Source organism: Anaerostipes hadrus ATCC 29173 = JCM 17467 (assembly GCF_030296915.1).
In the GTDB taxonomy this organism is placed as follows: Bacteria; Bacillota; Clostridia; order Lachnospirales; family Lachnospiraceae; genus Anaerostipes; species Anaerostipes hadrus.
On the sequence record NZ_AP028031.1, the window covers coordinates 59,579 to 74,342 of the forward strand.

Consider the following 14,764-nt stretch of genomic DNA (forward strand, 5'->3'; position numbering starts at 1 on the left):
ACAATTTTAAAACAAGATCAAATGATGTGATTGAATAAGGGGGTATCTTATGTTATCATTTCTATTTCCTCCGATCTGTCCGTTATGTGCCAAAGAATTATTGGACAAAGGAGAACATATCTGTAAAATATGCAGTAAAAAGCAGATTTTTATCAAAGAACCCACATGTTATTCTTGTGGAAAATCAATGAAGAATCAGGAAAAAGAATATTGCAGTGACTGCAGACGGCATCCGAAGAATTTTGAACGTGGTATGGGGTTATGTATTTACCAGAAACCAGTTACTGATTCACTGGCTGCGATCAAATATAAGAATGAGAGAAAATTTGCACAGTATTATTTGGAAGAAATTCGAAAAAGAAAATACAGGGAATTGCTGCGACTAAAAGCAGATGCGGTAATTCCGGTGCCGATTCATAAAAAAAAGAGAAGAAAGAGAGGGTTTAATCAGGCAGAAATCTTTGCAAAGGGGATTGCAGAGATGTTGGATCAACCGATGTATACAAAGATTGTGGAAAGAATCCATGATACGAAACCACAGAAACAATTAAGCCCAGGAGAGAGAAAAAACAATTTAAAGAAAGCTTTTCGTGGAAATTTGAAAGAATATCAGAAAGCAGGGACGCCGAAAAGGATATTGGTGATAGATGACATTTATACGACAGGATCAACAGCGGAAGCAGTGACGACAGCGTTAAAACAATTGGGAGTGCAGGAAGTTTATGTATTTTGCATAGCGATCGGAAAAGGATTTTCCTGATATTTCCGTCATGGTGTTTTGTGTACTGGTTTGTTATAAATTTGTGGCGAAACCCCACACGCTTGCGTATGGGATGAAAGCCACATTTCACTTGACATATACATAGATTAAATATACAATCTATGTATATTAAAATATAGAAAGGAAACAGAACATGAGTAAGAGCAACTATGATATAAACACGCATACAACAACACAAAATAATGCTGCACAATATCATTCAAGTCGTGGAGGAAAAAATAATGGCACGAACTAAAAGTGACAATGTACAAATAAATATTTCCATTCCTACTGGATGGAAAACAGAACTTGAAAATCTTGCTCGTATCTATTCTGTTGAAGAAGGAAAAACTATCACTTTTCTTGACTTAATGCGTAGAGGTATTCAGGAAAAATATCAATTAGGAGAAAAAGACAGTGAGTGAGGAACAATATCATAGTGCTTCACATTGTAAATATTTGATACAGTATCATATCATTTGGTGTCCAAAGTTCAGATTTTCAGTATTACAAGGAAATGTCGATATCATTCTTAAACAGATATTACAGAAAATTTGTAATGATTATAAATACAAGATCAAAGCACTCGAAGTGATGCCAGATCATATACATATTTTCATAGATGTTCCGCAGACAGTTGCTCCTTGTGATGTTGTAAGAACTCTAAAAAGTATCAGTGCTATCGAATTATTTAAAGTATTTCCAAAATTAAAACAGTTCTATGCGAAATGTGGAGTATTATGGTCAAGAGGATACTTTGTATCTACTGTCGGACATATAAGCGAAGCTACAGTGATTAAGTATATTGAGGAGCAGAAAAATGATAAGTGATAAAGAATATAAAAAACTTCTAAAACAATTTCATAAACTTTCTGACAGGCATATCTTGGTTGTAGAAACCGATATGCCATCTTCTGATGTACAAAAGGTCGTGATTCTTTCTGATAAGATCAGAAAAGCAGGTAATGAGCTTGTTGGTCTTATGAGAAAGAATTATGACCAACTTATGCGTACTAAAAAATATCGCAAGCTGCTAAAACTCTATGGTTCTACCAAAGATAAAAAGAAACGCAGAGATCTAGCAGATCAGCTCAATGAAATGCAAAAACAATACAATGTCACATGGGATCATTGCAGAAACGCTATGATACATATAGGCAAGAAATATAGTATTGATGCTGTATTTGCCCTTACAAAAGCTGAAGATATATGGCGTGGTATTGAAAAATGTCTTTATAACAATGGTAAAACGATTCATTTTTCTAAATATGGTGAGTTGCCTTGTATCAGGGCAAAACAGATAAATCGTGGCATTTCAATGTCTGTTAAAGATAATGGATTAAAATTCAAATTAAAGGGAAATGTATTTGGGATACAGGTTAAAGATAGATTTCAAACAGATGAAGTTTGTGCAGTTTTAGAATATTTATTAAGATCAGAGATCATAAATGATAAAGCAATAAATAAATTTTTAGATAAAGCATACTGTATTGATACATACAGACCTTGCTATGCTACTCTTGTACCTAAATTTATTCGTGGAAAATATAGGGTGTATTTGCATCTTACTATTGAAGGTAAGGCGAAACCTAAATATGATAGGTTTGGTAATCCAAGACATAAGTTTGGCAAAGGTATTATAGGTGCAGATATTGGTACACAGACTGTTGCGTATACATCAAATACTGAGGTGGGCTTGAAAAATCTTTCAGAGCGTGGTAACAGTATTCAGACTTCTGAAAGAAGAGAACGCCTGCTTTACCGTGCGATGGACAGGTCAAGACGTGCAACTGATCCGCAAAACTATAATGATGATGGTACTGTTAAAAAAGGCCGCAAAACTTGGAAATATTCTAATCATTATAAAAAGCTAAAAGCTAAACACTCTGAACTATGTCGTATCAATGCTATAAACAGACAGCTTGCAATAAATGAAGACGCTAACCATTTAAGAAGTCTTGGGGATGTATTTATCACGGAACCTAAAAATGCAAGTAAACTTATGAAACGAACTAAAGATACTACAGTCAATAGTAAAGGTAAGTTTCATAAGAAAAAGCGTTTTGGCAGATCCATAAAGAACAGATGTCCTTCTGGGTTTCAAACTACTGTAGAGCGGAAATTTAAGACATCAGGTGGTATATATATTGAAGTACCTAATAATTACAGAGCAAGTCAATATGACCATACAGCAGATGATTATATCAAGAAAAAGCTGTCTGATAGAATATATAAACTTACTGACGGAACATTGGTACAAAGAGATTGGTATTCATCATTCTTATTATACTGTTACGATTACAGAACTAAAGATATAGATAAAAACAAATGTATTTCTGAATTTGATAAGTGTTACAACAAAGAAAAAGCCCTGATCGAATGGATCAAGGCTAATAAGATCAAAATATTAAATAGCGGAATTAAGATAGCGTAAAACATATTTAGGGAGATTGACTATACTTCCTTACGAAAGTAGAAATTTACCGTCAATGTGGTCGTTGGACTGCTTGGTAATGAAAGTTCTGATTTAAATAGACTTACACTTGTAACTCCAAAGTCTGAAAATGATGTACGATTACAAGCTACACTTGACAATCAGAACCCCACGGGCTTGCCCATGGGAGTAGTCAGAATAGGGGCTGGTATATTTGTTGAAGGATATTATTTAGAAAGAGGAAAATAGATGGAACAACGATATGATTTAAGCGGATCATTGCTTCACTGGTACGATTATAATAAACGGATCTTACCATGGAGAGAGAATAAAGATCCATACAGAATCTGGATTTCCGAGATCATGCTGCAACAGACAAGAGTGGAAGCGGTAAAGCCGTATTTTGATCGTTTTATGGAAGTGCTGCCAACGGTTTATGATCTTGCTAAAGTAGATGATGACCGGTTGATGAAATTGTGGGAAGGACTTGGTTATTACAATCGAGCAAGGAATTTAAAAGCAGCAGCACAGACGATCGTTGAAGAATATGGTGGACAACTGCCTGCTGATTATGATAAATTATTATCGCTGAAGGGCATTGGAATGTATACAGCAGGAGCAATCGGATCGATCGCATTTGAATTACAGGTTCCTGCAGTCGATGGAAATGTTCTTCGTGTGCTGACTAGATTGTGGGGAGATGATTCTGATATTCTCAAAGATAAGACAAAGAAAGCGATGGGAAGAAGAGTCATGGAATTTATGCCGGAAGACCGACCGGGAGATTTTAATCAGGCATTGATCGAACTTGGAGCAACTGTTTGCGTGCCGAATGGGCAGCCATTATGTGATCAATGTCCATGGGATACAGTCTGTAAGGCATATAAAGAAGATCTCATTGATCAATTACCGGTCAAGACACCAAAGAAGGCAAGACGGATTGAACATAAGACTGTATTTTTATTAGAATGCGGAGAGCAGATCGCAATCCATAAAAGAGGAGACAAAGGATTGCTTGCCGGACTATGGGAGTTCCCGAATGAAGATAAGAAAATGGATGCCGAAGATATCAAGGAATGGATGGCAGAGCATCATATGGAAGATGCAAAGACAAAAGCAGCAGGAAAGGGAAAACATATTTTCAGTCATGTGGAATGGCACATGGAAGGAGTAAGAATTTCCTTGAAAACACCGATTCAGAGTGAAAATTACGTCTGGGTACTAAAAAAAGAACTAGAAAATACGTATGCATTGCCGTCAGCATTTGAAATATTCCGTAAGATATTGTAAAATAGAAGTTACGTATATAATTATGGAATGTAAAATTCCATAAAAGCTAAATTATTATTAAAAAGGAGAACAGATTATGAAAAAGTTTTTAACAGTCGCATTAGCTGGTGTACTGGCAGCATCTATGCTGTTTACAGGATGTAGTAAAAAAGAAGAAAGCAAGGTTCCAGACAAACTGATCGTAGGAACAAACGCAGAATTTCCACCATTCGAATATATGAATGATAAGAAACAGCCAGACGGTTTCGATATTGCTATGATCAAAGAAATCGGAAAACGTATGGACAAAAAGGTTGAGATCCAGAACATGGAATTCAAATCTCTGATCGGGGCTATGGAGTCTAATTCAATCAATACGATCATTGCAGGAATGACAAAGACAAAAGAACGTCAGAAATCTGTAGATTTTTCTGATAGCTACTATACATCTAATCAGGCAATTATCTTAAAGAAAGACAGCAAGATCAAAAAATTATCTCAGTTAGAAGGAAAGAAAGTTGGTGTTCAGGAAGGAACAACTGGTGACATCATTGCTTCTGGAGAAAAATTTGGTGAAAAGAACAAAGTCATCGTAAAGACAGATGTAAAACGTTATAGAAAGGGTGTTGACGCTGTTATGGATCTGAAAAACGGTGCAATTGATGCGGTTGTTATTGATGAAAAACCAGCACAGGAATTTGTGAAAAACAATGCGAAGAAGTTAAAATTAGTTGTTGACTCTGCAGGTGCGGAATACTACTGTATCGCAATTACAAAAGGTAACACAGCATACAAAGAAGAGATCAACAAACAGATCAAAGCAATCAAAAAAGACGGAACATATGATAAGCTGAAAGCAAAATACATTGATTCCGCAAACTAGGAAATTAGGAAGGTAAGGTTTCAAAATGTTAGATTCATTTTACAGAGCGTTTGTCGCCGAGCAGCGCTATCTGCTGTATCTTGATGGATTAAAGGTGACGATCTTAGTATCTGTCATTGCAATTCTTATTGGTGTAGCACTTGGTACGATCTTGGCGTTAATGCGCTTGACGGCAGAGCAGAAAGGAAAGAGTACACTTTTATCGAAGATCGCATACGTGTACATTGATATCATCCGTGGAACACCAACATTGACACAGTTGATGATCATGTATTTCGTTATTTTAAAAGGTCAGAATGGACTGCTTGTAGGTTCCTTAACCTTTGGTTTGAACAGTGCAGCTTATGTTGCTGAGATCATCCGTGCAGGAATTCAGGCGGTTGATCAGGGACAGATGGAAGGTGGACGTTCTCTTGGATTATCCTATGTACAGACAATGAAAGATATTATCTTGCCTCAGGCGATCAAGAATATTCTTCCTGCCCTTGGAAATGAATTTATCGTACTGATCAAGGAAACATCTATATTAGGATATGTAGCGATCGTTGACCTGACAAAGGTATCAGATTTTGTAATTTCAAGAATCTTCGAAGCACTGGCACCATTGCTTGGAACAGCATTGATCTATTATGTGATCGTTAAGATCCTGACTCTTGGATTAAACGCATTAGAAAGGAGACTGAGACAAAGTGATAGACGTTAAGAATTTACATAAATATTTCGGATCTCTGGAAGTGTTAAAAGGCATTGACTGCCATATTGACAAAGGAGAATGCGTTTGCGTGATCGGACCATCCGGATCTGGAAAGAGTACATTTTTAAGATGCTTAAACTTATTAGAGACTCCGACAAAGGGAGATATTGTCATCGATGATATGCATTTGACAGAGAAAGACTTTGATGTAGATGCGATGAGAAAACGAGTTGGAATGGTATTTCAGCATTTTAACTTATTCCCACATCTGACAATCCTTGAGAATGTTACATTAGCTCCGATCCGTCACAAGATGATGACAGAAGAGCAAGCAAAAGAAAAAGCGATGGAATTGTTAAACCGTGTAGGCGTTGGTGATAAAGCTGATAATTATCCAGCGCAGTTATCTGGTGGACAGAAACAGCGTGTAGCGATCGCAAGATCACTGGCATTATCACCAGAAGTCATGCTGTTTGATGAACCAACTTCAGCACTTGACCCTGAGATGGTTGGAGAAGTATTAGAAGTTATGAAACAGCTTGCCCAAGAAGGTATGACAATGGTTGTCGTAACTCATGAGATGGGATTTGCAAGAGAAGTTGCCAATCGTGTATTTTTCATGGATGGTGGAGGAATCCTTGAAGAAGGAACACCAGAACAGATTTTTGACCATCCACAGGAAGAGCGAACAAAGGCATTTTTAAGCAAAGTATTATAAAAGATCATAAGAATAAGAAGGGAGATACACATACTTTAATGTTATATCGCCCTTCTTTTTGTATATAAAAAAATAAATTTGATATTAATTTAGGAAATCTTTGTAAAATTCAGGTTTCTCGATGGAAAACGACAAAATGATGTGCTATCATAAAAGGGTATTTAAGTGAATTAGGGGAATATATCAAATAAAAATAGGAAGGGGATAAGAAGTGAACCAGAATATAAAGATAACCAGACAACAGGCAGAAGAAGAAGCTAAAATGCTGGAGAAAGTATTTGATGTTGTCAGGTTTTTGGAGGGGGATTTTTTTGAGCAGATGCAAGATGATCCACGCATCGGAGTAAAAATTGGAATGTGTCAGTGCTATGATTTTTGGAAGAAGAATAAACCATGTGAGAATTGTACATCAATGAAAGCATACGCGGAGAAGAAACAAAAAACAAAACTGGAATTTTTGGATGCGGATGTTTTTCTGGTCATTTCAAGATATCTGGAAATAGATGATGAAGCATGTGTTATGGAACTTGTTAAGCATCTTGAGAATGATACGTTGATCGATACCGATGGAAGGGACAAACTTGTTGGCAAGTTAAAAGGGTATCAGGATAAATTATACATAGATCCGGTAACAGGCGTTTACAATCGAAGATATTTTGAAGATGAGATTCGTAATATGCAGAATTCGGCAGGGGTTGCGATGATCGATCTGGATGATTTTAAATTGTATAATGATATTTATGGACATGATATGGGAGATCAGGTTCTCTGTATTGTTGCGGATGTGATCAAGAATTGTATTCGCAAGACAGATAAGTTAATACGTTATGGCGGAGATGAATTTTTATTGATCTTGTCGGATATGGTAAGAGGTACTTTGCGTGGGAAATTGCTTCAGATTCAAGAGGCTATTGAGAATGCAACGATTCCAAACTGCTCTAGATTGAAGCTTACAGCAAGTATTGGAGGAGTGATATCGGAAGATGGGCAGATCGATGAGGCGATCGCGAAAGCAGACCAGTTGATGTATAAGGCAAAAGATCATAAGGCACAGGTCATAACAGAATGTGATAAAACGATATTTAAAAAGGAAAAAATTCAGAATAAACCTAAAATTTTGATCGTTGATGATTCAGAATTTAACCGTGCGATCTTGAAAGAGATTTTAGAGGAAACCTACGAAATCATAGAAGCTGATGGTGGAAATGAAGCATTGCATAAGATCGATGAATATGGAATGAAAATTTCGCTTGTACTATTAGATATCATTATGCGAGAAAAGGATGGTTTTGAAGTTTTGAAATATATGGAAGAAGAGCGTTTAATCTCAGATATTCCAGTTATTATAATCTCAAGTGAGGATTCTGCGAATTATATCAGAAGAGCTTATGAGATGGGAGTTTCTGATTATATTAACCGCCCATTTGATGCCAATATTGTCTATCAGAGAGTATCTAATACAGTGAAATTATATGCAAAACAAAGAAGATTGATGGCAATGGTTACAAGAGTTTAGGACATTATTTACAAACAGATCATACGAGGTAAACTATGCAGTTAAAGAAGCTTATGATTGAAGTCATGGTCTTTTTCGTATTAGGCTGCTTTCTTTGTGCATGTGGAAAGACAAAAGATCAGACTAGAAAAACAACAAAAGATGCGAACAAAGAGATTATGATCGGTGGAGACAATTATCCGCCATTTAACTATACCGATGAGAATGGCAATATGGCAGGAATCGATGTAGAATTTGCCAGAGAAGCCTTTCATCGTATGGGTTATAAGCCGGTCTTTGTAAATATTGATTGGGAGAATAAGAAAAATCTTGTGGAACAAGGAAAAATAGATTGTATATGGGCGTGCTTTTCAGTGACAGGAAGAGAAAATGATTATCACTGGGCAGGTCCTTATATGCTGAGCCGTCAGGTGATCGCAGTGAACGACAGCAGCAAGATCAATAAGTTGTCTGATCTTAAGAATAAAATCATTGCGGTTCAGTCTACAACCAAACCAGAGGAATTATTTCTAAAACAAACAGATCCCAAAATACCAAAAGTAAAACAAGTCTACAGTATGGAAAACAGAGAATTGATCTATACTTCTCTGAGCAGAGGATATGTAGACGCTATTGCAGCACATGAGATCTCGATCAGACAGTATATGTCTGATTTTGAAGCAAAATACAGAATTCTTGATGAAGATATTCTTGAGACTGGAATTGGTGTTGCGTTTGCAAAAAATGATAAAAGAGGAATAGAAAAAGAACTGTCAAAGACATTAAAAGCAATGGTCAAAGATGGAAGTGCCAAAAAAATTCTACAAAAATATGTTCCTGATGCAGAAAAATATCTGGAGGTGAACAGCCTTGAGAGATAAAGCGGATAAAAGGTTATGGACATTGAGTATTGTTGGCTGTGTGATCGTTGTCTTGACAGTTCTTTTTGTGTCCGTAAAAATAGAAACAAACAATACCAAAAACAGGATTCATTCGACGATGGAATACATCAAGGATCAATATTCCATGTATAACAGTTTTAATGAAGCAGTTGAAGCAAGAAGTCTTGTCAGAATGGTTGAAAAAGTCCAGCAGACGGCGAGAAATTTCAAAACAGATAAACAGGCATTGGAAAAAGAATATTTAAAACAGTATGCAAGGGAACAAAGACTTACGGGGATTATTGTATTAAATGATAAGAATAAACAAATTGCACAATATCATACTGGACCAAGATTTAAAAAAGTTTTGGGTTATGTCATGGAGAAAGAAACACTTCGTGATGTAAAGAATTATCCACAAAAATCATATATGGCAAGAATTGAGCTGAAAAATGGAGGCTATATTGATCTGGCATCGTATGGAAGAAAGGATGCAAAAGGAACGGTTATAGGATATCAGTATGTAAAAACCGAATATGCGAAAAACAATAATCTTACAATCCAAAACGTGCTTGCTGGATATAAGCGGGAAAATGATGGAACGATCGTAATCACAAATGGAAATGATATTATAGCATCAAATGATGAAAAATTAATTGATACAAAGGTACAGGAAGATTCTATTATTAATGAGATCCGACAAAGTGTAAAAGTAGGACAGTTTGCAATCATTCGAAACGGTATCAAACAATATTTTACAAGTCTTGATAAGGGACGAAATTATTATATTTACGTGTATGCAGAAGACAGGAATCTTGTAAAAACATTGACGAGTAACATTGGAATAGCGGTTATTTTATATGGAATTTTTGTGGCAATCTTAATGATGATCAAGGCAAGATCCAATCAACAATATGAACGCATTCAGAAACAACGAGAAGAAGAGTATAAAAAAGAATTAGAAAAATCAGCAAAAGAAGCAAAGAAAGCCAATATTGCCAAAACAGAATTTCTGCAAAGAATGAGCCATGATATCCGGACACCGATCAATGGAATCCGGGGAATGGTAGAAGTTGGAGATTATTATAAAAGTGATATAGAAAAACAATCAGAATGCCGCAAAAAAATATGGGAAGCATCAGGCTTCTTACTAGAATTGATCAATGAAGTTTTGGATATGGGAAAATTGGAATCGGAAGAAGTGATCCTGGAGAGAAGAAGTTTTAATTTCTTTCAATTGTTTCAAGAGATTCGAACGGTTATTGAAAAACAGGCTAGAGAGAGAGGAATCAATATAGTTGTACATAAATATAATGTGATTCATGAAGATTTGATCGGAAGTCCAGTGCATGTAAAAAGAGTTGTGATGAATATTTTAACAAACGCGATCAAATATAACAAAAATAATGGAAAGATCTGCATAGAATTTAATGAAATTCAGAAAAATTACAATACTATTATTATTCGATTTAAATGTGAAGACACTGGAATTGGAATGAGTGAATCATTCCAAAAGACGATCTATGAGCCATTTGCACAGGAAAAAGCAGGGGCACGAACAGTTTATGGTGGAACGGGACTTGGGATGCCGATTACAAAAAGTCTTGTAGAGAAAATGGGAGGAACAATCTCATTTGAGAGTGAGCAAGGTGTGGGAACGACGTTTTATATTGAGCTTCCATTTCAGATCGATCATAATATAAAGCACGAAGAACTTAAGACAAAAGAGATAAAAAAAGCATCGATCAAGGGTGTCAATGTATTGCTTGCCGAAGATAATGAATTGAATATGGAAATTGCAGAATTTGTTCTGGAGAGTGCCGGGGCGAATGTAATTAAGGCATTTAATGGAAAAGAAGCATTGGAAATTTTCAAAGAATCGAAACTAGGAGAAATTGATATTATCTTAATGGATGTGATGATGCCGGTGATGGACGGATTAGAAGCAGCGAGATATATAAGATGGAGCAATAAAGAAAATGCCAGAGATATTCCGATCATTGCGATGACAGCGAATGCATTTACGGAAGATCGTAGGAGAGTTTTAGAAGCGGGAATGAATGAGCATTTGGCGAAACCGTTGGAATCTGAGGTGTTGATTAAGACGATCGCGAATTATTGTGGGAAAGTCGATCATTTTAAATAATAATACAACAGATTGTAAAACATTGCATGAAAACTGTCAAAACATTGTGAATAATTGCTAAAAACATGTAAAAAAACAGATAAAATACTAGCAAAAATAAATAGAAAGGACTACAATGGTTGGTATGAAAGGAGGTTTTACTGATGGAAAGAATAGCAGAGAAACTTTCAGAGATCGAAAAGACAGCGCGTGCGATCGTAGATAATGCGCAGGAACAAAAGCATCAGATGGAAATGCAGATGCAGAAAAAGAGGGATGCATTTGATGCAGATATGGAAAAGGAGACGAACGAAAAGATATTAAAGATTCAGTCGGATCTTGCAACAAACATGGAAAAACTTCTAAAGAAACAAGAAGAACAGAATAACAATGAAATAGAATCTTTAAAACAAGACTTCAAAGAACATCACAGCGAATATGCAAAACAGATATTAGAGCGGGTGATCAAAGTATAGGAGGCGATAGCATTGAGAGATGTGATGCGCTACAGCGGAATTGTGACGAAAGTCGCAGCAATGCGTGCAAAGCTTTTAAAACCACAGGATTATGAACAGCTGGCTTCTATGGATACAGTGACAGATATCATTGAATATCTGAAACAGACAAAATCGTACGGAAAATTTATCACACAGATGGATGAATCACTGTATCACAGAGGTAATATCGAAAAAGTCCTGATCCAGTCATTATATGATGATTACACAAGACTTTATCGTTTCGCAGATATGCAGCAAAAAGATTTTTTAAAGATCTTTATGAAGCGGTATGAAGTAGATTTGGTTCGATATTGCTTAAGAATTGTATTTAATCACAGTAATGTACCATTTGATCTGAATTACAAAAAGCCATTTTTTGATAAATATTCAAAGATACGGATTGACCAGCTAGTGACGGCAAAGAATATTGATCATCTGGTAGATTACCTGAAGAATACAGAATATTACGCACCACTGTCAAGAATCCGACAGTCAGGGGCATCGACATTAGCGGATTATGAACTGGCATTGGATTTATATTATTTTTCTATGATGTGGAAAGAACGCAAGGGAAATTGGGATAAAAAAGATAAGGAAATGCTGACTAAAGAATTAGGAGCAAAGATCGATCTATTAAATCTTCAATGGATTTACCGAGCAAAGAAATATTACCATATGCTCGCACCAGATATTTACACATTGTTAATTCCGATTCAACATAAACTTTCGAATCAGGAATTTAAAGATCTGGTCGAAGCGCCATCAGTGGAAGAATTCAAAAGAAGATTAAATGAAACTTATTACGGAAAGAAATATGAGTTCGGAGAACAGGTGCAGATTGAGAGTATTGTGAATGAATGTGTGGAACATATCTTAACGATCGCTTACAGAAACCATCCGTATTCTCTGGCAAGTATACAACAATATTTATTTTTAAAGGAGGAAGAGATTTATAAGATCACCACGGCACTGGAATGTATTCGCTATGGATTATCGCAACGGGAGACATTACAGTATCTGGTGCAAAAGCAACGACGTTAAGGAGGTAATGCATCATGATCGTAAAGATGAAATTCTTAAGCATTTCCGGACCGAGAACTGATATTGACAGGGTAAGTGCATCTTACCTTTCCAAATACGAAATGCAGCTGGAAAATGCGATCACAGAATTGAAAACGACAGATAACCTCATGCCGTTTATGGATGTGAATCCTTACAAAGAACCGCTTTCTAAAGCGGAACAGTATGTATTGATGCTTGCACAGCCAAAAGGAGAGATGGATACATCTCTTACGGCAGATGAGATCCTGACAATGATCAGGGATCTCAATCATGATTATCTGGACCTTAAGGCAAGGGAAGACCGGTTAAAGAAGCAGAAAGAAGAATTATTAGAAAAACTTCATGAACTTGAACCGTTTCAGCCTTTAGAGTTAAATTTAAAAGAAGTTTATGGCTATCAATATATGAAAGTCAGATTCGGACGAGTAAACATAGAGTATTATCAGAAACTTGAAAAATATTTATTCGATGATCTCAATGCAATTTTTTTAGAAGGGATCCGAAATGAAAATTATGTGTATGGATGTTATTTTGCTGCACATAAGGAGATGGGAAAGATTGATTCTACCTTTAAATCTTTGCATTTTGAAAATATCGCACTTCCAGACGATTACGAAGGAATGCCGGCAGAGATTTGCAGGAATTTAAGAAATCAGATCGATGAGATTGAAAAAGAAATCGAAAATGTCCAGAAACAGATGAATGATTTCTTATCAGTCAAGGCAAAGAAGATTCGAGGAGCGAGATATAAGTTAGAAGAATTATCCAATAACTTCGATGTGCGTAAAATGGCAGCCTGTATGGAAAATGAAGAACAGGAAGATTACTACATTCTCTGTGGATGGATGAGTGAAAAAGATACACAGGCATTTATTGAGGAGACAAAAGATGATGATAGGATCACGATCATTGTTGAAGAAGGAAGAGAAAAATTCTTCGGTGATCCACCAACGAAATTACAGAATCCCAAATTCTTCAAACCATTTGAAATGTTTATCAGAATGTATGGACTGCCATCCCATGATGAGATGGATCCAACCATTTTCGTGGCACTGACTTATACCTTTATCTTTGGAGCGATGTTTGGGGATGTTGGTCAGGGATTGTGTTTGTTTATCGGCGGGGGATTACTATATAAGATCAAGAAATGGAATCTAGCAGGAATTATTTCTGTTGCCGGAATTTTTTCTACATTCTTTGGCTTTATGTTTGGAAGCTTCTTTGGATTTGAAGGAACGATCATTAAACCAATGTGGTTATCGCCAATGCATGCGATGATGAAATTACCGTTTGTTGGGCAGTTAAATACTGTATTTATCGTGGCAGTTGCATTTGGTATGGCACTAATCCTGCTTGCGATGGTATTTCAGATCATCAATGCAAAGAAACGTGGGGATAAAGAAAATTTATTCTTCAGCCCAAATGGAGTTGCAGGACTTGTATTTTATGGATTCCTTGTCTTAACGATCGTGCTTTATATGACAGGTCATAAAACACCAGGAAATATCATGATGATCATTTTCCTTGGAATTCCAGTGATCATGTTCTTATTAAAAGAACCATTAGGACAGCTCGTGGAAGGAAAGAAACCAAAAGCAGAAGGCGGCGTTGGAATGTTTCTGGTGCAGGGATTTTTTGAATTGTTCGAGACGATGTTAAGTTTCTTCTCTAACACGATCTCATTTGTGCGTATCGGGGCATTTGCAGTGAGCCATGCGGCTATGATGGAAGTTGTTCTGATGCTCGGAGGGATCACAGATGGAGCAGGAAATCCAAACTGGATCATCATTGTTCTTGGAAATATTATCGTGTGTGGACTAGAAGGTCTGGTTGTCGGAATTCAGGTATTGCGTCTGGAATATTATGAAATGTTCAGTCGTTTCTATACGGGATCAGGAAGAGAATTCCATCCGTATGACAATCATGCAGGCAAGGAAAATTAGGAG

At 36.3% G+C, this 14,764-nt stretch carries 14 protein-coding genes; all 14 read left to right on the forward strand.

Features of this window, described 5'->3' with window-relative positions:
* Positions 1-49: 49 nt before the first annotated feature.
* Positions 50-760, forward strand: a complete 711-nt coding sequence (locus QUE18_RS00300; RefSeq protein ID WP_009203182.1) for a ComF family protein — start codon at positions 50-52, stop codon at positions 758-760.
* 242 nt (positions 761-1,002) lie between these two features.
* The gene (locus tag QUE18_RS00305; RefSeq protein ID WP_009265569.1) at positions 1,003-1,185 is read left to right on the forward strand and encodes a hypothetical protein; all 183 of its coding nucleotides are present in this window, start codon (positions 1,003-1,005) and stop codon (positions 1,183-1,185) included.
* Positions 1,178-1,591 carry an IS200/IS605 family transposase gene (gene tnpA, locus QUE18_RS00310; protein WP_009203180.1) on the forward strand — a complete coding sequence of 138 codons (414 nt, stop codon included), beginning with the start codon at positions 1,178-1,180 and terminating at the stop codon, positions 1,589-1,591. The genes QUE18_RS00305 and tnpA overlap by 8 nt, the downstream gene beginning before the upstream one ends.
* Positions 1,581-3,194, forward strand: a complete 1,614-nt coding sequence (locus tag QUE18_RS00315; RefSeq protein ID WP_009203179.1) for a hypothetical protein — start codon at positions 1,581-1,583, stop codon at positions 3,192-3,194. The genes tnpA and QUE18_RS00315 overlap by 11 nt, the downstream gene beginning before the upstream one ends.
* A gap of 249 nt (positions 3,195-3,443) precedes the next feature.
* Positions 3,444-4,484 (forward strand): A/G-specific adenine glycosylase, encoded by a 1,041-nt coding sequence (gene mutY / locus QUE18_RS00320; RefSeq protein ID WP_009203177.1) that lies wholly within the window; start codon positions 3,444-3,446, stop codon positions 4,482-4,484.
* Positions 4,485-4,560: 76 nt separating this feature from the next.
* A complete protein-coding gene (locus QUE18_RS00325) occupies positions 4,561-5,346 on the forward strand; it encodes a basic amino acid ABC transporter substrate-binding protein (protein ID WP_009203176.1) in 786 nt (261 codons plus the stop codon).
* 25 nt (positions 5,347-5,371) lie between these two features.
* Positions 5,372-6,049 (forward strand): amino acid ABC transporter permease, encoded by a 678-nt coding sequence (locus tag QUE18_RS00330; RefSeq protein ID WP_008392256.1) that lies wholly within the window; start codon positions 5,372-5,374, stop codon positions 6,047-6,049.
* Entirely contained in the window at positions 6,036-6,758 is a 723-nt protein-coding gene (locus QUE18_RS00335; RefSeq protein ID WP_008392257.1) for an amino acid ABC transporter ATP-binding protein, read from the forward strand. Before QUE18_RS00330 ends, QUE18_RS00335 begins: the two co-directional genes overlap by 14 nt.
* Positions 6,759-6,969: 211 nt before the next feature.
* Complete coding sequence (locus tag QUE18_RS00340; protein WP_009203175.1) at positions 6,970-8,274, forward strand: diguanylate cyclase; 1,305 nt, start codon at positions 6,970-6,972, stop codon at positions 8,272-8,274.
* Positions 8,275-8,309: 35 nt separating this feature from the next.
* Positions 8,310-9,134, forward strand: a complete 825-nt coding sequence (locus tag QUE18_RS00345; RefSeq protein WP_009203174.1) for a substrate-binding periplasmic protein — start codon at positions 8,310-8,312, stop codon at positions 9,132-9,134.
* Positions 9,124-11,280: an ATP-binding protein gene (locus QUE18_RS00350; RefSeq protein ID WP_008392262.1), complete on the forward strand. Its 2,157-nt coding sequence runs from the start codon at positions 9,124-9,126 to the stop codon at positions 11,278-11,280. Before QUE18_RS00345 ends, QUE18_RS00350 begins: the two co-directional genes overlap by 11 nt.
* Positions 11,281-11,423: 143 nt before the next feature.
* Complete coding sequence (locus QUE18_RS00355; protein ID WP_008392264.1) at positions 11,424-11,735, forward strand: hypothetical protein; 312 nt, start codon at positions 11,424-11,426, stop codon at positions 11,733-11,735.
* 12 nt (positions 11,736-11,747) lie between these two features.
* Entirely contained in the window at positions 11,748-12,797 is a 1,050-nt protein-coding gene (locus QUE18_RS00360; protein ID WP_040344057.1) for a V-type ATPase subunit, read from the forward strand.
* 14 nt (positions 12,798-12,811) lie between these two features.
* Positions 12,812-14,761: a V-type ATP synthase subunit I gene (locus QUE18_RS00365; RefSeq protein ID WP_009203170.1), complete on the forward strand. Its 1,950-nt coding sequence runs from the start codon at positions 12,812-12,814 to the stop codon at positions 14,759-14,761.
* Positions 14,762-14,764 lie beyond the last annotated feature (3 nt).

What these genes read in the sequence shown, in the direction of transcription:
- QUE18_RS00300 (WP_009203182.1), top strand. Translation starts at nt 50, where the DNA reads ATGTTATCATTTCTATTTCCTCCGATCTGTCCGTTATGTGCCAAAGAA.
- QUE18_RS00355 (WP_008392264.1), top strand. Translation starts at nt 11,424, where the DNA reads ATGGAAAGAATAGCAGAGAAACTTTCAGAGATCGAAAAGACAGCGCGT.
- QUE18_RS00330 (WP_008392256.1), top strand. Translation starts at nt 5,372, where the DNA reads ATGTTAGATTCATTTTACAGAGCGTTTGTCGCCGAGCAGCGCTATCTG.
- QUE18_RS00345 (WP_009203174.1), top strand. Translation starts at nt 8,310, where the DNA reads ATGCAGTTAAAGAAGCTTATGATTGAAGTCATGGTCTTTTTCGTATTA.
- QUE18_RS00315 (WP_009203179.1), top strand. Translation starts at nt 1,581, where the DNA reads ATGATAAGTGATAAAGAATATAAAAAACTTCTAAAACAATTTCATAAA.
- QUE18_RS00365 (WP_009203170.1), top strand. Translation starts at nt 12,812, where the DNA reads ATGATCGTAAAGATGAAATTCTTAAGCATTTCCGGACCGAGAACTGAT.
- mutY (WP_009203177.1), top strand. Translation starts at nt 3,444, where the DNA reads ATGGAACAACGATATGATTTAAGCGGATCATTGCTTCACTGGTACGAT.
- QUE18_RS00305 (WP_009265569.1), top strand. Translation starts at nt 1,003, where the DNA reads ATGGCACGAACTAAAAGTGACAATGTACAAATAAATATTTCCATTCCT.
- QUE18_RS00325 (WP_009203176.1), top strand. Translation starts at nt 4,561, where the DNA reads ATGAAAAAGTTTTTAACAGTCGCATTAGCTGGTGTACTGGCAGCATCT.